This is a genomic window from Silanimonas sp. (assembly GCF_027531545.1).
In the GTDB taxonomy this organism is placed as follows: domain Bacteria; phylum Pseudomonadota; class Gammaproteobacteria; order Xanthomonadales; family Xanthomonadaceae; genus Silanimonas.
Genome location: NZ_JAPZSC010000006.1, coordinates 308,690 through 327,504 on the forward strand (window position 1 = coordinate 308,690; position 18,815 = coordinate 327,504).

Annotated in this window: 15 protein-coding genes and 1 pseudogene; 7 read left to right on the top strand and 9 right to left on the bottom strand. The window is 69.5% G+C overall.

Translation table 11 applies throughout. The features are described from left to right. Positions 1-53: 53 nt before the first annotated feature. From epmA to O9280_RS05730, 6 genes are all read right to left on the bottom strand, one after another. Positions 54-1,022: an EF-P lysine aminoacylase EpmA gene (gene epmA, locus O9280_RS05705; RefSeq protein WP_298339973.1), complete on the bottom strand. Its 969-nt coding sequence runs from the start codon at positions 1,020-1,022 to the stop codon at positions 54-56. Continuing rightward, complete coding sequence (gene ligA / locus O9280_RS05710) at positions 1,019-3,115, bottom strand: NAD-dependent DNA ligase LigA (protein WP_298339976.1); 2,097 nt, start codon at positions 3,113-3,115, stop codon at positions 1,019-1,021. The genes epmA and ligA overlap by 4 nt, the downstream gene beginning before the upstream one ends. 55 nt (positions 3,116-3,170) lie before the next feature. Beyond that, entirely contained in the window at positions 3,171-3,917 is a 747-nt protein-coding gene (zipA, locus tag O9280_RS05715) for a cell division protein ZipA (RefSeq protein ID WP_298340615.1), read from the bottom strand. A 60-nt stretch (positions 3,918-3,977) separates the two neighbouring features. Next, positions 3,978-7,487 carry a chromosome segregation protein SMC gene (gene smc / locus O9280_RS05720; protein ID WP_298339979.1) on the bottom strand — a complete coding sequence of 1,170 codons (3,510 nt, stop codon included), beginning with the start codon at positions 7,485-7,487 and terminating at the stop codon, positions 3,978-3,980. A 132-nt stretch (positions 7,488-7,619) separates the two neighbouring features. Continuing rightward, complete coding sequence (locus tag O9280_RS05725) at positions 7,620-7,928, bottom strand: BolA family protein (RefSeq protein WP_298339981.1); 309 nt, start codon at positions 7,926-7,928, stop codon at positions 7,620-7,622. After that, entirely contained in the window at positions 7,925-8,248 is a 324-nt protein-coding gene (locus O9280_RS05730; protein ID WP_298339984.1) for a YciI family protein, read from the bottom strand. Before O9280_RS05730 ends, O9280_RS05725 begins: the two co-directional genes overlap by 4 nt. Positions 8,249-8,353: 105 nt before the next feature. On the opposite strand from O9280_RS05730, the gene O9280_RS05735 reads away from it, so the two are divergent. The 7 genes and pseudogenes from O9280_RS05735 to O9280_RS05765 all read left to right on the top strand — a co-directional run bounded on the left by O9280_RS05735 (position 8,354) and on the right by O9280_RS05765 (position 15,368). Beyond that, the gene (locus tag O9280_RS05735) at positions 8,354-9,529 is read left to right on the top strand and encodes a CsgG/HfaB family protein (RefSeq protein WP_298339988.1); all 1,176 of its coding nucleotides are present in this window, start codon (positions 8,354-8,356) and stop codon (positions 9,527-9,529) included. 154 nt (positions 9,530-9,683) lie between these two features. Then, positions 9,684-10,373: a transporter substrate-binding domain-containing protein gene (locus O9280_RS05740; protein WP_298339992.1), complete on the top strand. Its 690-nt coding sequence runs from the start codon at positions 9,684-9,686 to the stop codon at positions 10,371-10,373. Continuing rightward, the gene (locus O9280_RS05745; protein WP_298339995.1) at positions 10,370-11,029 is read left to right on the top strand and encodes an L-threonylcarbamoyladenylate synthase; all 660 of its coding nucleotides are present in this window, start codon (positions 10,370-10,372) and stop codon (positions 11,027-11,029) included. Before O9280_RS05740 ends, O9280_RS05745 begins: the two co-directional genes overlap by 4 nt. A 168-nt stretch (positions 11,030-11,197) precedes the next feature. Further along, positions 11,198-12,100, top strand: coding sequence for a ScpA family protein (locus O9280_RS05750; protein WP_298340616.1), 903 nt, complete (start codon positions 11,198-11,200; stop codon positions 12,098-12,100). Positions 12,101-12,183: 83 nt separating this feature from the next. Continuing rightward, positions 12,184-12,735 (top strand): annotated as a pseudogene (gene scpB / locus O9280_RS05755) (SMC-Scp complex subunit ScpB); the annotation flags it as partial. 179 nt (positions 12,736-12,914) lie between these two features. Beyond that, the gene (gene rluB / locus O9280_RS05760; protein WP_298339998.1) at positions 12,915-14,573 is read left to right on the top strand and encodes a 23S rRNA pseudouridine(2605) synthase RluB; all 1,659 of its coding nucleotides are present in this window, start codon (positions 12,915-12,917) and stop codon (positions 14,571-14,573) included. Between the two features lie 24 nt (positions 14,574-14,597). Beyond that, positions 14,598-15,368, top strand: coding sequence for a class I SAM-dependent methyltransferase (locus O9280_RS05765; protein ID WP_298340001.1), 771 nt, complete (start codon positions 14,598-14,600; stop codon positions 15,366-15,368). A 27-nt stretch (positions 15,369-15,395) separates the two neighbouring features. Here the strand turns inward: O9280_RS05765 and O9280_RS05770 are convergent, their stop codons facing one another. From O9280_RS05770 to O9280_RS05780, 3 genes are all read right to left on the bottom strand, one after another. After that, positions 15,396-16,679: an alpha/beta hydrolase-fold protein gene (locus tag O9280_RS05770; protein WP_298340004.1), complete on the bottom strand. Its 1,284-nt coding sequence runs from the start codon at positions 16,677-16,679 to the stop codon at positions 15,396-15,398. 84 nt (positions 16,680-16,763) lie between these two features. After that, entirely contained in the window at positions 16,764-17,624 is an 861-nt protein-coding gene (locus O9280_RS05775; RefSeq protein WP_298340007.1) for an amidohydrolase, read from the bottom strand. Between the two features lie 10 nt (positions 17,625-17,634). Continuing rightward, the gene (locus O9280_RS05780; RefSeq protein ID WP_298340010.1) at positions 17,635-18,786 is read right to left on the bottom strand and encodes a pyridoxal phosphate-dependent aminotransferase; all 1,152 of its coding nucleotides are present in this window, start codon (positions 18,784-18,786) and stop codon (positions 17,635-17,637) included. Positions 18,787-18,815: the final 29 nt, after the last annotated feature.

An 18,815-nucleotide genomic window follows, 5' to 3' on the forward strand; every position in this document is an offset into this window, starting at 1 on the left:
CGGGAAATTCCGCCGCTCCCCTGCGCCACACCGCGGCCGTCGATGCCGGCCGTTCAGGCGCTCGCGAAGTCGTAGGCCAGCACGTCCGCGATCCGCGTGGTCCCCACCAGCCCCATCAACAGCCGGTCGACGCCCAACGCGACGCCGGCGCAATCCGGCATGGCCGGCAACGCGGCGATCAGCGCGTCATCGATCGGCGGCAAGGCATCACCGCGCGCCGAACGCACGGCATGGTCACGCTGGAAGCGGTGGCGCTGCTCCGACGCGTCGTTCAGTTCGTGGTAGCCGTTCGCCACCTCGAGCGGGCCGAGATAGAGCTCGAAGCGCTCCGCCACCGTGGGCTGGCCGGGGGCTTCGCCGGGACGGAGTCGTGCGAGCGCCGCCTGTGTTGCCGGCCAGTCGTGGACGACGGTGATCGCATCGGTGGCGAACGACGGCTGCAAGCGATGCGTCATCAGGAGATCGAGCCAATCGTCCCGCGTCAGCCCGTCCGGGTCGATGTGGACCTCACCCAGCGCGGCCCTCAAGGCGTCGATGGAGGCCGTGTGCGGGTCGAACTCGAACGCGTCGCGGTACAGCGTCGCGAAGTCCAGCGAACGCACTTCCCTTGGCTCGCGACCGACCAAGGCCATCGCGGCGGTGACGAGGGCCACGGTCTCGTCCGCGAGGCGACGGTGGTCCCATCCAACGCGATACCACTCGAGCATCGTGAATTCGGGATTGTGCCGCCCCCCGGCTTCGCCATCGCGGAACACGCGACCCAGTTCGTAGCAATCACCGAAGCCCTCTGCGAGCAGCCGCTTCAGCGGGAACTCGGGCGACGTGCGCAGCCAGCGCTGGCGAGGGCCACCGCTGGACGGGCCGCTGAACTCCAGCGTGAAACTGCGGATGTTCGGATCGGTGTTGCCAGCGCGGCTGAGCACGGGGGTCTCGACCTCGACGACGCCGCGCGTGGCGAAGAAATCGCGGAACAGCGCATTCAGCCGGGCACGAAGATGCAAGGCGGCGTGGCGTGGGTTCACGCGATGCGACCTTCGGCACGCAGGAAGTCGAGCAGGGCCGCTTCGTCCCAGACCTCGATGCCGAGCTCGCGGGCCTTGTCGAGCTTCGAACCGGCCGCTTCACCCGCGACCACGAGGGAGGTCTTCTTCGAGACGCTGCCCGCGACCTTGGCGCCGAGCGCTTCCAGATGGGCCCCAGCCTCGTCGCGACTGAAGGCCGCGAGGCCGCCGGTCAGGACCACCGTCTTCCCGGCGAGCGGCCCTTCCGCCGTACGTTGCGGCGGGCCTTCCGGCCACTGCAGGCCGCGCTCGCGCAGAGCCGCAATCACCTCGCGGTTGTGCGCCTCGGCGAAGAAGCCATGGATGCGCGCGGAGACGACGGGGCCGACGTCGGGCACGGCCAGCAGTTCCTCGACGCTGGCGGCCATCAGGGCGTCGAGCCCGCCGAACCAGCGGGCGAGCTGCTTGGCCGTGGCCTCGCCAACGTCGCGGATGCCCAGCGCGAACAGCAGGCGCTCCAATGCGGTGTGGCGGCTCTGGTCGATGCCGCCGAGCAGGTTCTCGGCCCAGCGCGTGGCGATCTTGCCCTGCTTCACCGTCTCGGGCGTCACGTCGTCGCGCGCGTCGGCGCGGCGCTTCATGGCCAGAAGATCGTCCAGCGTGAGGCGGTAGAGGTCGGCCACCGTCTGCACGTAGCCGAAATCGACGAGATCCTCGACGAAGCGCTCGCCAAGGCCCTCGATGTCCATCGCCCGCCGCGAGGCGAAGTGGATCAGCGCCTGCTTGCGCTGCGCCGGGCAGAACAGGCCGCCCGTGCAGCGCATCACCGCCTCGCCTTCCGCGCGCTCGACCGCCGAGCCGCACTCCGGGCAGCTTGTCGGCATCACGAAGGCCGAATGCAGCGGCGAACCATCGGCGGTGAGCGGCCGACGCTCCGGGACGATGCGCGCCACTTCGGGGATCACGTCACCGGCGCGACGCACGACCACCGTGTCGCCGAGGCGGACATCCAGCCGCGCGATCTGGTCGGCGTTGTGCAGCGTCGCGTTGGTGACGACGACGCCAGCCACGCGCACCGGCCTCAAGCGCGCCACCGGCGTGATCGCGCCGGTGCGGCCGACCTGCACGTCGATGCCCTCCAGCACCGTCACTTCCTCCTGCGCCGGGAACTTGTGCGCGATGGCCCAGCGCGGCGCGCGGGCCACGAAACCCATCCGTTCCTGCAGGTCGCGGCGGTCGAGCTTGTAGACGACGCCGTCGATGTCGTAGCGCAAGGCATCACGTGCAACGCCGATGCGCCGGTAGTAGGCCAGCACGCCATCGAGACCGGACGCGACATCGACTTCCGGCGCCAAGGGCAGCCCGTACTCGGCGATGGACTTCAACAGCGCCGAATGCGTCGCCGGCAGCTCGAAGCCCTGCACCTCGCCGATGCCATAGGCGAAGAACGCCAGCGGACGCTTCGACGTGATGCGCGGATCGAGTTGCCGAAGCGAACCTGCGGCCCCATTGCGCGGGTTGGCCAAGGGCTTCTCGCCAGCCGCAAGCGCCCGCTCGTTGAAGCGCTCGAACGCCGCCTTCGGCATGTACACCTCACCGCGCACCTCGAGGACCTCCGGGACGGGCAACCCGGCCGGAACACGGAGTGCCAGAGGAATCGCGCGGATCGTCCGCAGGTTGGCGATGACGTCCTCGCCGGTGGTGCCGTCGCCGCGCGTGGCCCCCTGCACGAGCATCCCGCGCTCGTAGCGCAGCGTGATCGCGAGTCCGTCGATCTTCGGTTCCACGGAGAACGCGGGCTCGGCTTCACCGGTGGCCTCGACGACGCGCCGCACGAAATCGGCGACTTCATCATCGGCGAAGGCGTTGTTGAGGCTGAGCATGGGCACCGCATGGCGCACTTCCGCGAAGGCCGACGACGGCCGACCGGCGACTCGCTGCGTCGGCGAATCGGGCGTGACGCGCTCGGGCTGCGCGGCTTCGCACTCGCGCAACTCGCGCATCCAGCGGTCGTACTCGGCGTCGGGGACGCTCGGCGCGTCGAGCTGGTAGTAGGCGTGGTCGGCGTCGGCGATCAGGCGCCGGAGTTCATCGATGCGATCGGGGGCGCTCATGCGGACCTCGCGTCGGTGGCGCGCTGTGACCGGCGGCGGGCGCCGGCCCTGGGACTCAGAAGCGCACGTTCTGCGCGTCGCGCTTGCGGTCGTAGGCGCGCATTTCCTCGCGCAGGTGCGCGATGCGCTGGCGGCCGAGCGCGTTGCGCTCCTCGTCGAGCAGCACGGCATCGAGCAGTTCGGCCATGCGCTGCGCGGCGGGCAGCAGGGTTTCCCACGCGTCGAGGGCGTTCAGCGGGCCCGGCAGGGTCATGAACAGGCTGACGCCCGGCGTGCGGATCTCGCCGAGCCGCGCCATGTCGAACGAACCCGGCTTCACCAGGTTCGCGAGGCTGAAGATCGGACCGCGCTCGGGGTGGTTGTCGTCGAGGCGGTGGAAGATGCCCATGTGGCCGTAGGCGAGGCCGGCCTTCTCGCAGGCCACGACGATGTCGGGGCCCTGCAGCACTTCGCCGGCGCGGGCCGCGAGGTAGAGGGTGACGATACGGTCGAAGCTGGCGTCCGGACGGGCACCGAGCTGGGAGCGCGTGGGCGACATCGGGGCAGCATCGTCGACGGCGATGCCTCGCTCGGCATCGAGTTCCGGGCCGTCGTTGTCGGCCTCGGCGATCGCATCGCCCAAGGTCGGCTCCCGGCGGCCGCCGGCGCCGAAACTCGGAAACGCCGCGGCAAGGCGCTCGGTGTCGGCGCTGTCGCGACGCACGCCCTGCTCGGGCTTCTTCCGGCCGGTCAACCAGATCACCACCATGAGCACGACGACCGCGGCGCCGATGGCGAGACGCAGGACGTTGGCTTCACTCAGGCCGGACAATTCCATCCAACAGGCTCCAGACGCGATCTTGACGTGGTTGAGACCGCGCGATTATGCCGCACCGGCGAGGCGCGTGGCCTCGGCGAGATCAACCGAGACGAGTCGCGACACGCCCGGCTCGCGCATGGTGACGCCAGCGAGCTGCCTGGCCGCCTCCATCGTGGCCTTGTTGTGGCTGACGAAGAGGAACTGCACCTTCTCGCTCATCTCGCTGACCATCGTGCAGAAGCGGCCGACGTTGGCTTCATCGAGGGGCGCGTCGACCTCGTCGAGTAGGCAGAACGGCGCCGGGTTCAGGCGGAAGATCGCGAACACCAGCGACACGGCGGTCAGCGCCTTCTCACCACCCGACAGCAGCGTGATGTTGGAGACGCGCTTGCCCGGCGGACGCGCCATGATGGCGACGCCGGTGTCGAGCAGGTCTTCGCCCGTCAGTTCGAGGTAGGCATGGCCGCCGCCGAACAGGCGCGGGAAGAGTTCCTGCACACCGGCGTTGACGCGGTCGAAGGTCTCCTTGAAGCGGCCGCGGGTTTCGCGATCGATCTTGCGTATGGCGTCCTCGAGCTGCTCCAGCGCGGCGACGAGGTCGGCGTTCTGGGTGTCGAGGTAAGCCTTGCGCTCGCTCTGCTCGGCGAATTCCTGGATGGCCGCGAGGTTGACCGGCTCGAGCCGGCGCATTTTGCCTTCCAGTTCGCCGATGCTGCGCGACCAGGTGGCCGCGTCGGCCTGCTCCGGCAGCCCGGCCACGACGGCGTCGAGCTCGAGGCCGGCGGTGGCGATGGCTTCAACCTGCTGCTGCGCCTTGATCTCCAGCGCCTGCGCTTCCATCCGTCGCTGCGCGATGCGCTCGCGCTGGGCGATAGCGGCCTGGTCGCGCTGCTGGCGCTTGTGCTCGTAGCCACGCAGCTCCTGCTCGATCCCGTCGAGGTTGGCCCGCGCCGTCGCGAGGTCCTTCTCGGCGATCACGCGCTGCTCGAGCAGCATCTGGCGCTCGCCGTCGAGCGTGTGGATCGGGCTGTCGCCGTCCTGTAGCTGGGCGGCCAGTTCGTCGCGGCGGCTGGCCAGCTGGGCCTGCTGGCCGCGCAGGCGCGACAGCGACTGGTTCAGCGCGTTGACGCGGGTCCGCTGGGCTTCCAGCGCCAACGCCAGCTGGTGGGCTGATTCGCGGGCCTCGCGCGCCGACATGCGCGCCATCTCGCGCTGCTCGGTGAAGAGGCGGCGCTGGTTCTCCAGCGTCATGCGCTGCGTTTCGAGATCGCCCATGCGCTCGGTGGCGATTTCGAGGCGCCCACGCGCCTCGCGCACTTCGACCTGCGCCGATTCCATCGACGTGGCGATCTGCGCCAATTCGCGATCCAGCGTGGCCATGCGGGCCTGTGCGGTTTCCAGCCGGCCCTTCTGGCTCTGCAGCTGGCCGCCCATCTCGGAGACGCTGCGGTGCGCGAGATACAGCGTCCGCTGGGCGTCTTCGCGGGCCTGCTCGGCCACCAGCAGCGCATCGCGGTGGGCGTGCTGCCCTTCGACCAGCGCCTGCTCGCGCGCCGCGAGGGCGACGATCTGCTGCTTGAGCTCGTTGATCTCGCGCTCGCGGGCCAGGGCGCCCTGCTGCGCTTCGCCACTCTTGTTGAAGCGCAGCCAGCCCGGGCCTTCCCAGACGCCGGTGCGGTCGATGATGGCTTCGCCGGACTGCAGGGCCGCGCGGCGGCCGTCGGCTTCGCCGGAGGTCAGCGCGTCGACCGCGTGGATGGGGGCAAGCAGCGCGCGGATCGCACGCGGCCCCTGCACCTTGGCGGCGAGGCTGCCGGCGGGCACGTCGATGCCGCCCGTCGCGCCGTCGACCAAGGCCACGCGACCTTGCGCCAACTGGGCCACCGCCTCGCGGACGCTGCCGGCGTCGTCGTGGACGACCGCTTCGAGCAGGTGGCCGAGCACCGTCTCGACGGCGGTTTCCCAGCCCGGCTCGACCGTCAGCACTTCGCCAAGACGCGGCAGGTCAGCCAAGCCCTGCGACTTCAGCCACTCGAGGGCCCCGCTCTTCTCCTGGCCCAGCGCGGCGTGCTGCAAGGCCTCCAGCGAGGCCATGCGACCCTTGGCGGCCTGCGTGGCCTTGCGGGTCTCGGCGAGCTCGGTCTGCTGCTGGCGCTGCTGCTCCTGGATCTCGAGCAGGGCGGCCTTCTTGCCTTCGAGGATCTCGGCCAGCGCATCGAGCCCGGCACGCTTGGTTTCGTGTTCGAGCGCCAGCGTCTCCATCGCCTCGCTGAGCGTCGTGAGGTCGAGGCCGGCGCGCTCGGTGGCCAGCGTCTCGCGGCGGCGGTTGGCCTCCATCGACTGGCGTTCGAGGAATTCGATCTTGGTGCGTTCCACCTCGGCCGCGCGCGAAGACTCGGCATACGAACGCGCGTACTCGTCCCAGCGACGCTGCCAGTCGGCGAGCTTGGTTTCCGCCTCGCGCAGGGCGTCCTGGCGGTCTTCGTCGCCGCCACGCAGGGTCTCGAGGCGCGGTTCCGCTTCCGCCACCTGCTCCTCCAGCTGCATCAGCTGGGCGGCGTCGGACTCGATGTGGTGCATCACCTCGGCCAGCGCTTCGTCGGCTTCCGCGCGGGCCGTCTCGATGCGCCGCTTCAGTTCACGCTGGTGCTGGATCTGCTGTTCGATACGCGCGATCTCGCCGCCGATGCGGTAGCTCTCGGCCTGCGCGCGACCCAGGTGCTGGCTGGCCTCGGCGTGCTGCTCGCGGGTCAGCTCGCCCTGCTCTTCGGCAGCGCGCTGCTCGGCGAGCAGTTCCTGGAGCTTCGTCTCGTCGTCCAGCAGCGCGGCATTCAGCGCTTCCGACTGGGCCTGCAGGCGGCGGTACTCGAGCGCCTTCAGCTGCGCGTCCTTTTCGCGGTGTTCGGCCTGCAGGGCCTGGTACTGCTCGGCGGCGCGGGCCTGGCGCTTCAGGTGCTCGAGCTGCTTGTCGATCTCCTCGCGCAGGTCGTTCAGGCGGTCGAGGTTGTCGCGCGTGCCCTTGATGCGGCTTTCGGTCTCCTTGCGGCGCTCCTTGTACTTGGAGATGCCGGCGGCCTCCTCGAGGAACAGGCGCAATTCCTCGGGCTTGGCCTCGATGACCTGCGAGATCATCCCCTGCTCGATGATCGAGTAGCTGCGCGGCCCCAAGCCGGTGCCGAGGAAGAGGTCGGTGATGTCGCGGCGGCGGCAGCGCGCACCGTTGAGGAAATAGCTGCTCTGGCCGTCGCGCGAGACGAGGCGCTTCACCGAGATCTCGTTGTACTTCGCGAATTCGCCGCCGATGGCCTGGTCGCTGTTGTCGAACACCAGCTCCACCGTGGCCTGCGACACCGGCTTGCGCGAGCTGGAGCCAGAGAAGATCACGTCGGTGAAGGAATCACCGCGCAGGCGGCTCGCGGAACTCTCGCCCATCACCCAGCGGACGGCGTCGATGATGTTCGACTTGCCGCAGCCGTTCGGACCGACGACGCCGGTCATGTTGGTGGGCAAGTGCAGGGTGGTCGGGTCGACGAAGCTCTTGAAGCCGGCGAGCTTGATGGTGGACAGACGCATGCGCAGGGCGATCCGGTGGCTCGAAGCGGGCGGGAAAGCACCGGCTCCGGGAGCGTTGAATTCGGGATGCTCGGCGATGCAAGTCCTTGATTCGAAGGAACTTGCACCCCGGGCGGCCTGCCAGTGTAACGACTACGGGGCGGCCTCGCCCGGCGCACGGGCCTCGATGGCCAGGGCATGGATGTCGGTCGCCATCAGGGTCCCGAGCGCTTCGTAGATGAGGCGATGACGGGCGATCGGGCGCAGTCCGGAGAAGACCTCCGCCACGACCCGAACCGAAAAATGGCTGCGGCCATCGGCCGCACCGGCATGGCCGCGGTGTTTGTGGCTGTCGTCGACCAACTCTAGGTACTGCGGCTGGAGGGCCGTCCTCAACCGCGCTTCGATCTCGGCGCCACGGGCCTCCCGGGGGAGACCGCCTGCGTTGGCGTGGGCGCTCATGGCAGCACCGGAAGGAAGGGCTGCACGTCGACGCGGGCATAGACGCCGGCGGCGACATACGGATCGTCGGCCGCCCAGGCCTGCGCGGCGGCAAGGTCGCCGAACGCGGCGACGATCAGGCTTCCTGAGACGCCCCCCTCGGCAGGTGGCACCCCATCCTGGCGCGGCAGCGGGCCGGCGAGCTTCAATCGGCCAGCGGAGGCCAAGGTCTCAAGGCGCGCGAGGTGCGCCGGTCGCGCTGCGGCGCGGGCCGGGCCGGTACCGTCGGCATCGTGTCCGAGAATCACGTACCAGCGGGTCGGAGAATTCGGATTCGTCATCCCCCTAGTGTAGCCGCGCGGAGCCTTGGGCTAGACTCGAACGCGCCGCCCGCCTCGGGCGGAATGCGTATGGAAATCCCCCGTTTCCGCTTCCCAGGAGAAGCCATGCTTCCGTTCCGCGCCTTGACCGCCGCCCTCGCCATCGCCGCCGCCAGCGCGCTGCCGGTGGCCGCCGAGCCCCTCGCCTACTCGCTCGCCGAAGGCAACGAGATCGCCCTCCCGCAGGACCTGACCCCGGTCAATACCCTGCGCCTCGTGCAGATGCGCTGGTCGCCCTACTCCGGACGCAAGGCGCGCGTGGCGGTGAGCAAGATCGACAACACCTCCAGCGTTTCCAGCTACACCGCCAACGATCAGTACGGCTCGACCAACGTCGAGTGGGCCTTCCAGACGGTGCCGGTCAACGGCATCGAGGCGATGATCACCGATGCACTGAACCAGAGCGGTCGCTTCCGTCTCGTCGAGCGTCAGGCCATCGGCAACGTGATGCAGGAGCAGGACTTCGGCGCCAGCGGCCGCGTCGCCACGCCTTCGGCGGCCGGCATGGGCCAGATCCTCGGCGCCGAGTACCTCGTCGAAGCCGTCATCACCTCCTACGACCCAGGCACCAACGCCAAGTCGACCAACGTCGGCGGCATCGCCAACGCACTCGGCGGCCGACTCGGCGGCCTCGGCGCACTCGCCGGCAGCGTCAACGTCAACTCGTCCTCCTCGTCGCTCGGCATGAACATCCGCCTGATCAACGCGACGACCAGCGAAGTCGTCTTCACCCGTCAGATCGAGCGTGAGATCAAGGAATCGGGCATCGATTTCGGCGGCCTCGGCATCGGCGGCAGCGGCGCACTTGGCGGCTTCGTCGGCGCCTACTCGCGGACGCCCATCGGCCAGGCGGTGCTCGCTTCGATCAACGAAGCCGTCTATGAACTCGCCAAGCAGATCGGTGCGCAGCCTGCCACCGGTGCCGTCGTCAAGGTCGAGGGCACGCAGGCTTACATCAACCTCGGCGCCGGCGTGGTCAGCGCCGGCGACCGCCTCGCCGTGGTCCGTCCCGGCGAAGCCCTGATCGATCCGGACACCGGCATCTCGCTGGGCTCGACCGAGACTCCGGTGGGCGAGATCCAGGTGGCCCAGGTGCAGGAGCAGTTCAGCATCGCAACCATCCAGGGCGGCGCGCGCGTGGAAGCCCGCGATCGCGTGAAGTCCCTTGCGCCGCCGACGCCGATCGAGTTCGGCGCGATGGTCGATGAACTCGCCTCGAAGCCGAGGGCGGCACGACGCTGAGCGACGGCAAGCCATGCAGGTGACCAAGGGACCTCGCCGCGGGACGTTCTGCCGGCTCGCTGTTGTTCTGATGGCCTTGGCCGGGCCGGTCTTGGGGAGCGAGGCGCCCTCGAATGAAGGCCCGGCCGGCGCGCTTCCGGAGGGCCGGCCGTTGGTGTTCGCATCCGACGAGTGGTGTCCCTACGTCTGTTTCGAATCCACGCGTCCCGGTTTCCTGGTGGAACTGGTGCGCGAGGTCTTCGAATCCCCGGCCCGCCCGGTGGAGATCCGCCGCATGAGCTGGGCACGGGCCGTTCGTGAGGCCGAGGGCGGCCGCATCGACGGCGTGCTGGGCGCGGTGCGGGGCGAATCGGCCGCGCTGGTTTACCCGAAGCTCGCCGCCGCCAGCGACCGACCGGCCTTTGCGGTTCGTGCCGACGATCCCTGGCGTTTCACCGGCGTCGAGGTCCTTGCCGACCGTCGGATCGGCCTGGCCGACGGCTATCGCTTCGGACCGACGCTGGACGGCGCACTGTTCCCCGGCGGAAGCAGCGGGCCCACGCTGGAAACGCTCTCGAGCGATCGGCCGACATGGACGAACCTCCGCAAACTCGTGGACCGAAGGATCGACACGGTGCTCGACAACGGCCACGTGCTTCGCCACGAGATCGACCGGAGCGGTTTCTTTCCTGCGGTGAGGTTGATCGACGCGGGCGTCGAGAACCCGATCTTCATTGCTTTCGCGGACTCACCCGCGGGCCGATCGCTGGCGCAGCACTTCGATCGGGCAATGCTCGCGCGGTCGGAGCGTGGAGGACGCAGCGACCTTGAGCAGACCTACGGCCCGATGGGCTCGTCACCGTGAGCATTGCCGCGGGCGAGTCGGTTCGCTTGGATGTCCACCCCGAGACGCCCCAAGCCCGCCTCGTGGAGCGCGCCGCACAGCGGATCAACCGTGACGGACTGGCGCTGTGCCCGACGGATGCCGGCTACGCCCTGGTCTGGAGCCTGAACGGGACAGGGGCCGAGGAACGCGTCCGACGCCTCCGCCAACTGGACAGCCGGCACCCCTTCACCCTATTCTGCCGGTCAATCAGCGACGCCAGCCGCTTTGCCCGGCTCGATGACCCGGCCTTCCGCCTGTTGCGTCGCCTGAGCCCCGGACCCGTCACGTTCATCCTGCCGGCCTCCGGGCAGCTCCCGAACCGTTTGAAGCAGGGCGCCCGAAGCAAGCGGCGCGATATCGGCATTCGTATCCCCGAGCATCCGGTCGCGCTCGCGCTGCTGGAGGCCTGTGGCGACGTGCTGCTGTCGACCACGCTGCGGTCGCCCGACATGGACGCCGACGAGGCGCCCTTCCTCGGCAACGAGGCCGACGAGGTGGCTGACCTCTGGCTGCACGCGGTCGACGTGATGCTGGATGCGGGCCATTGCGCTCCCGGCCCCACGAGCATCATCGACTGCACCCTGCCCGCTCCCGACGTGGTGCGCCAGGGTTTCCAACCGGTGGACCTGGCCTGAGGCCACGTCGCACCGGACGCCGTTCCCGCACCCCGGAGACTCCGTGGTCCACACCGCAGCACCCAACCCGTGACCGGCACGCCGGCACCGGGCCAAAGCGCAGACCTGCTGGCCGACGCGACGACTGTCGCGCCGGGCGTCTTCCCGACCCCGCCTCAGCAGCAGGAAATGCCGCTGGCGATCGTGCACGGCCAGCCGATCCTGCAGATGCCGCAGGACCTCTACATCCCGCCGGACGCGCTCGAGGTCATCCTCGAAGCCTTCGAGGGCCCGCTGGACCTGCTGCTCTACCTGATCCGCCGCCAGAACCTCGACATCCTCGACATCCCGGTCGCCGAGATCACCCGCCAGTACATCGGCTACATCGACGTGATGCAGGAGCTGCGCTTCGAGCTCGCCGCCGAATACCTGGTGATGGCCGCGATCCTCGCCGAGATCAAATCGCGGATGCTGCTGCCGCGCCCGCCGAGCGAGGAAGGCGTCGAGTCCGACCCGCGCGCCGAGCTGGTGCGCCGCCTGCAGGAGTACGAGCGCTTCAAGAAGGCCGCTGAGGACATCGACACCCTGCCCCGCCTCGAGCGCGACACGGTGGTGGTGCATGCCGACCCGGGCGAGAAGCAGACCCACGTCGAACCGCCCTCGGTGGACCTGCGCGAGATGCTGCTGGCCCTGCGCGACGTGATGAAGCGCGCCGAGCTCTTCAGCCACCACGCCATCAAGCGCGAGGCGCTCAGCGTCCGCCAGCGGATGGGCGAGGTGCTGGGCAAGCTGTCGGCCACTACGTTCACCGAGTTCAGCACCCTGTTCGTCGCCGAGGAAGGCCGGCTGGGCGTGGTGGTGAACTTCCTCGCGATCCTCGAACTGGCCAAGGAGCGCCTGATCGAGATCGTCCAGGAAGACCCGCTCGCTGCCATCTACGTGCGCGCGCTGTCCGAGCGCCTCGACAAGGATGGCGGCCCGGTCGAAGACGACGACGTCGCCACCTCTAACAACAATCCCAGCAGTGCCGCCGGCGTGGAAGCGCCTTCCGCCCTGCCCACCGACGGCGACAGCGGCCTCGAGCCGGCCTGATCCCGCCACCCATTCCGATCCCGATGAGCACCGAAGACACCCCGGTCGAATTCGAACTGCAGTCGCCGCCCAAAGAGGCGCCGCTGTCGGACAACCGCCTCGTCGAGCGCATCGTCGAGGCCGCCGTGCTGGCCGCGACGCACCCGATGACGGTCGCGCAGCTGTACGCGCTGTTCCCCGAAGACCAGCCGGCGCCGCGCGGCAGCATCGAGCAGGCCATCGAGGCCTTGCAGGCCGCCTGCGCGTCCCGCGGCGTGATGCTGGTCGAGGTGGCCTCGGGCTTCCGCTTCCAGGTGCAGCGCGACGTGCAGCCCTGGGTGGCACGGATGTTCGCCGAGCGGCCGCAGCGCTACACGCGCGCGACGCTGGAAACCCTCGCCCTGATCGCCTACCGCCAGCCGATCACCCGCGGCGAGATCGAAGCGATCCGCGGCGTGGCGGTGAACGCCAACATCATCAAGATGCTCGAGGAGCGCGAGTGGATCCGCGTGGTCGGGCACCGTGACGTGCCGGGCCGGCCCGCCCTGTTCGGCACCACCAAGCTCTTCCTCGACTACTTCAACCTGAAGTCGCTGGACGAACTGCCGCCGCTGTCGGAAATCCGCGACCTCGGCGAACTCGAACCGCAGCTGCCCTTCGAGGCCCCCCTGCCCGTGCAGGCCCTCGCGGCCGCGATGCCCGACGCGGCGGAATCCGCGGAATACCCCGCCCCCGTCGCTGATGACGCGGGCGCCATTGATGACGTCGTGACGACGTCCAACCCCACCCCTGACGAGAGCGACGACGCGGTTTCCGACCGCACGCCTTGAGCCCGATGAGCAAAGACACCCAACGCAAGACCCTCTCGCTGAAGCGCGAGGCCTCCGCGGCCGACCCGGCCGCCCCCGCCATCGAAGAGCGCCTGCACAAGGTGCTGGCCCAGGCCGGCCTCGGCTCGCGCCGCTCGCTCGAAGAACGCATCTCGCGCGGCGAAGTCCGCGTCAACGGCGAGGTCGCCGAGCTCGGCCGCATCGTCAAGGGCGGCGACCGCATCGAACTCGACGGCAAGACCTTCATGGCCACCGCGCTCACCGAGCCCGCGGCCGTGCTGCTCTACAACAAGCCGGAAGGCCAGGTCACGACGCGTGAAGACCCCGAAGGCCGCCCGACGATCTTCGAAGCGCTGCCGCGCCTGAAGGGCGCCCGCTGGATCGCCGTCGGCCGCCTCGACATCAACACCACCGGCCTGTTGCTGCTCACCACCGACGGCGAGCTGGCCAATGCGCTGATGCATCCGTCGAGCGAGGTCGAGCGTGAATACGTCTGCCGCATCCACGGCGAAGTGCCGGAAGCGGTCGTCGAGCGCCTGAAGCGCGGCGTCCAGCTGGACGACGGCCCGGCCAAGTTCGACGAGATCGAGGCCATCGGCAGCAGCGATTCGCACGCGTGGTTCCGCGTGGTCATCAAGGAAGGCCGCAACCGCGAAGTGCGCCGCCTGTGGGACAGCCAGGGCTTCCAGGTCAGCCGCCTGAAGCGCGTGCGCTATGGCAACGTCGTGCTGCCGCGCGAACTGCTGCGCGGCCACAGCACGGAGATGTCGGCCGACCAGGTCGAGGCCCTTCGCCGCGAGTTCAAGCTCGAAAACCAGAACGCCGTGCTCACGCTGCAGCCGGTCATCGGCCAGCGCCGCGCCAGCAAGCAAGCCATCGAAGTCCGCCGCGACCAGCGCGGCCCGTCCTACGTGAACGGCGCGCTGGACCAGGAAGAGCGCGAGCTGCGCCGCTTCGACCACATCCGCGAGGAGCGCCCGGCCCGTGGCCGCGGCAAGCCCGGCGGCAAGGTGTACGGCAAGAAGGGCGCGAAGGCCTTCGTCGGCCCGATGGGTAGTGATGCCCCGACCGAGAGCCGCGGCCCGCGCCCGGCCGGCAAGCCCTTCGGCAAGAAGCCGTTCGGCAAGAAGCCCGACGGCGCTCCGGGCGCCAAGCCTTTCGGCGAGCGCGCGGCCGGTGCCGGCAAGCCCTGGGGCGACCGCCCGGCCAAGCCGAGCCAGAGCAAGCCCTACGCCGGCAAGCCGCGCGGCCCGAAGGCCGTGGCGGGCGGCGTGGACAGCGCCTCGGGCGCCTTCCGCAGCTGGTACGTGCCGGAAGGCGTCGAGACCGGTTCGAAGGTGGCCCCGCCGCGCAAGCCGCGCGGCGATCGCCCGTTCGGCAAGCCGGCGGGTGACGGCGGCTTCGCCCGTGGCCCGCGTCCGGAAGGCGGCGGCCCGGCTCGCGGCCCGCGTGGCGAGGGTGGTCCTGCTCGCGGCCCGCGTGGCGAAGGCGGTCCGGCCCGCGGTCCGCGCGGTCCTGGCGGCGGTCAGGGCGCACGGGGTCCCGGCGGTGCTGGTCCTCGGGGTCCCGGTGGCCCCGGTGGCGCCCCCCGCGGCGGCCAGCGCAAGCCCGGCCGTGGCGGCCAGGGCCCGCGCCTGCCCGAAGGCGCTCCCGACATCGACTGAGCCACGCAGGCACACTGACCGACCATGACGACGGCCCCCGACCCCCGCGGCCTCGAAGCCGACGTCCTCGCCCGGGACTGGTTCTACCGGTTCACCCTGCCCTCGGGCGCGGTGACCGGCAGCGCCCACGCACCGGACATCCTCGCTATCCATGACACGCGCTGGTCGATGGCGGAGGAAGCCCTGCGGCGCGCGTTCCCCGAGGGCCCCTCGCGGGCCAGTGCGATCGACCTCGCCTGCCACCAGGGCTGGTTCTCGCTGAAACTCCGTGAGTTCGGCTTCGGCAGCGTGCATGGCATCGACGCGCGGCAGCAGCATGTCGAGGACGCGCGGTTGATTGCCTCCGCCACCGGCGCCGAACACGTCGCGTTCTCGCGCGGCGACGTCCACAGCCTCTCCGCGGCGATCGTCGGCACGCACGACCTCGTGCTCTGCTTCGGCCTGCTCTACCACCTCGAGAATCCGGTCGGCGCCCTGCGCGTGGCCCGGGCGCTTTGCAAGCGCCTGTGCCTGATCGAGACGCAGGTGGCCCCCGGCCAGACCGGTGTCGTCGACTACGGCAGCTACCGTTTCGTGAAACCCATCGAGGGCAGCTTCGTCATCGTCGACGAGACCGACGAGACGCACGGCCCGGAAGCGTCGACCCTGGGCATCAGCCTGATCCCCAGCCTTGAGGCGCTGCACTTCATCCTTCGCAAGGTGGGCTTCTCGAAGGTCGAGGTGCTGCCCGTGCCGGAGAACGGCTACGAGCAGCTGAAGTACGGCAAGCGGGTGGTGTTGGCGGCGTGGGTGTAGCGCGGCGCAACGCGCGCCGGGTTAGCGTCACTCCAGGCGGACGAGGCTCGCCTGCACCAGCCGCCCAGCGACGGTCCCCGACAGTTCCATCGTGTCGCGGGCCGTGAATTCGAGCCGCAAGGTGCCGATCGTGGCATCACGCTGCTCCTCCGGCACGAATTGCGGCGTGCCCCACGCGCCCGGGTTCGTCCGGCGCCAGACGGCGCCTTGCAGCACGTCCGGGGACGACCAACGCTCCTGCAGGAAGAACCAGGTCGGCTGCCCATCCACGAAGATGAAGCCGAGCACCAGCACCTGCCCCCCGTAGGATTGGATGGCCAACCCCCAGCCGCTGTTCGCTGGCACGTACCAGTTGCCGCTGTAGTCGTGGCTGGCGAACCCTTGGGGATCGAGCGACTGGAAGGCGTCCCGGTAGTAGGCCCAGAAGCGATCGCCCAGTGCCTCCATCAAGCCCGGCACCACATGCCCGACCCCGGGCACTTCGATGTACTCGTGGGCGATATCGAGCTGGGTGAGGCGCGCGTGGAAGTCCCGGTTGCCCTGCAGCGTGAAATCCTGGGTCCCGATCACTTGCCGGATGCGTGGTGGATGCCGCTCCAGTGACGCCACGCTGGCCGCGGCGAGCGTAGACGGGCTCTGCGCCTCGAAGTACGCGGGATCGCCGCCATACACCTCTTCGAGGATGCGCCGGCGCAGTTCGATCGGTTGCAAGCCGGGCCGGTCCTCGAGCAGATCGCGCTGGAGCGGCCCCGCACCCAGCATCGAGAAGCCGGCGAAAACGCCTTGAAAGCGGAGACCCAAGCGAGCGGCGCCGTAACCGCCCATGCTGAAACCGTCGAGCAGGCGCCCACGACGCTCGGGAAGCGTCCGGAAGGTGCCGTCCACCAGGGGAACCAGCTCGTGGACCAGCGCCGATTCCACGGGTTGGAGCCCACCCCGCGCGTCGCACCACATCCCGTAGGGCAAGCCGTTCGGAAACACCACGATGAGGGGGGGAATCCGTCCCCCGGCGATGGCCTCGTGGAAACGCGACGCCACCGTGGGGATGCCCTCCGTCGGCGTCCCGCTCCCATGCAGCCAGTACACCACCGGGAAACGGCGCCACGGTTGCGCCGCGTACGCCGTGGGCAAGTAGACGTGGTAGCTGATCGGACCGCTGGCCACGGCACTGTCGAATTGCCGGTACTCCACCAGGGGCGAAGCGACCGGCGGCGTCACCCAAGCCGGGCGGACTTGGGCCCGACCGGACTCGGGAAGGAGAAGCCCAGCGGTCAGGGCGAACATCACCACGATCGCAAGGAAGGGTCGCATCACAGGGCTCCGGAAAGCGATGGCAATCCAAGAGAAACGCGCCGGGGCAAATGGCGTTGACATGCCGCTACGGCAAGGGCCGTCCTATGGCCCAAGGTCGAAGGCATCCGCATCCAGCTGCGCCGGGAACCGTTCGCGATGCCCCCGGAGCTGCTCGGCGCTGAACACGGCCTCCAGCACACGCACCTCGGCATCGCCCTCCACCAGCGGCTGGCCGAGCGGGTCCAGTGCCGCCGAATCACCGCTGTAGGCGATGCCATTGCCGTCGGTGCCGACGCGGTTCACGCCGATGACGGCCGCGAGGTTCTCGATGGCGCGGGCGCGAAGCAGGGTCTTCCACGGGTAGGCGCGCGCGGCGGGCCAGTTGGCGACGAACAATGCAAGGTCGTAATCGAACGCACCGGGGCGCGTCGCGTCGAAGCGGTTGCGGATGTACACCGGGAAGCGAAGGTCGTAGCAGACCTGCAGGAAGATCCGCCAGCCCCGCCAATCGACGAACACGCGCCGGTCGCCGGCCGCATAGCGCTCGTGCTCCTTGGCCATGCGGAACAGGTGGCGCTTGTCGTAGTGCACGAGCGCGCCGTCGGGCGTGGCGAACAGCAGGCGGTTGTAGACGCCCGGCGCGATGCCTTCCGATTCGGCCTGCGCGCCTTCAATGCGCAATTGCACGCTGCCGCAGACGGCGGCGTCGAGCGCCCTCGCCTGCCCCTTGATCCACGCGACCGTCGGCCCCTGCATGTCTTCGGCGCTGGCGAGCGCTTCGTTGCTGAAGCCGGAGGTGAACGTCTCCGGCAACACCACGAGATCGGTGCGGCCGGCCAGCGGCGCGATCAAGCTGCCGTAGTAGGCGCGGTTGCCCGCCGGGTCGTGCCAGCGGGTGTCGCCCTGCACGAGGGCGACGCGGAGGTCGCGGTCGGGACCGTTCGGGGACGCGGCAGGGCTCATCGGAGGGGCCTCAGAGCTTGGCCAGCCGCTCGATGGCGGCATCCAGGGTGGCCTCGTTCTTCGCGAAACACAGGCGCGCGAGCCGCTGTCCGGTCGGCGGCGTCTCGTAGAACGGCGACAGCGGAATCGCGGTGACGCCCTTCTCGATGGTCAGCCAGCGGCAGAACTCAGCATCTGGCAAATCACTGACCGCCGAGTAATCGACAAGCTGGAAGTAACCGCCCGGCACCGGCAGGGCCTTGAGCTTGGTCGTGGCGAGCTGCGCCGCGAAGCGGTCGCGCTTGGCCTGGTAGAAAGCGCCGAGTTCGTCGTAATGCTCGGGATGCTGCTCGATCATCTCGGCGAAGGCCCACTGCGCCGGGGCGAAGGTGCAGAAGGTGTTGTACTGGTGAACCTTGCGGAACTCGGCGGTCAGCGCCGCCGGCGCCACGCAGTAGCCGACCTTCCAGCCGGTGCAGTGGTAGGTCTTGCCGAAGCTGCTGATCACGAAGGCACGCGCCGCCAGCTCCGGGTAGCGCAGCACGCTCTCGTGGCTGCGGCCGTCGAACACGATGTGTTCGTAGACCTCGTCCGACAACAGCAGCACGTGCGGGAAATCGGCGACGAAACGCTTCAGCTCGGCGATGTCGCCCGCGTCGAACATCGCACCCGACGGGTTGTGCGGCGTGTTGAACATGAACAGCCGCGTCCTCGGGGTCACGGCGGCGCGCACGGCGGCCCAGTCCACGCCGAAGGTGGCCGGATCCAGCGGCACGTGCACCGCACGGCCACCGGCGAGGTCGATGGCGGGCTCGTAGCAGTCGTAGCAGGGGTCGAGGACGATGACTTCCTCGCCGGGGCGAACGACGGCCGCGATCGCGTCGAGGATCGCTTCGCTGGCGCCGGAGGTCACGGTGATCTCCGCTTCCGGGTCCGGGCGATGCCCGTAGCAGCGCAGGGTCTTGTCCGCGATGGCCTTACGCAGTGGCGGCACGCCGGCCATGTGCGCGTACTGGTTCTTGCCCTCGGCCATCGCACGCGCAAGCGCTTCGCGAAGCGGCACCGGCACTTCGAAGTCCGGGAAACCCTGGCCGAGGTTGACCGCGCCGTGCTCGGCAGCCAGCACGCTCATCACGGTGAAAATGGTGGTGCCGACCTTCGGCAGCTTGGTGTCGATCCGCATCGCAACGCCTTGAAATGAAAGGGCCGGCA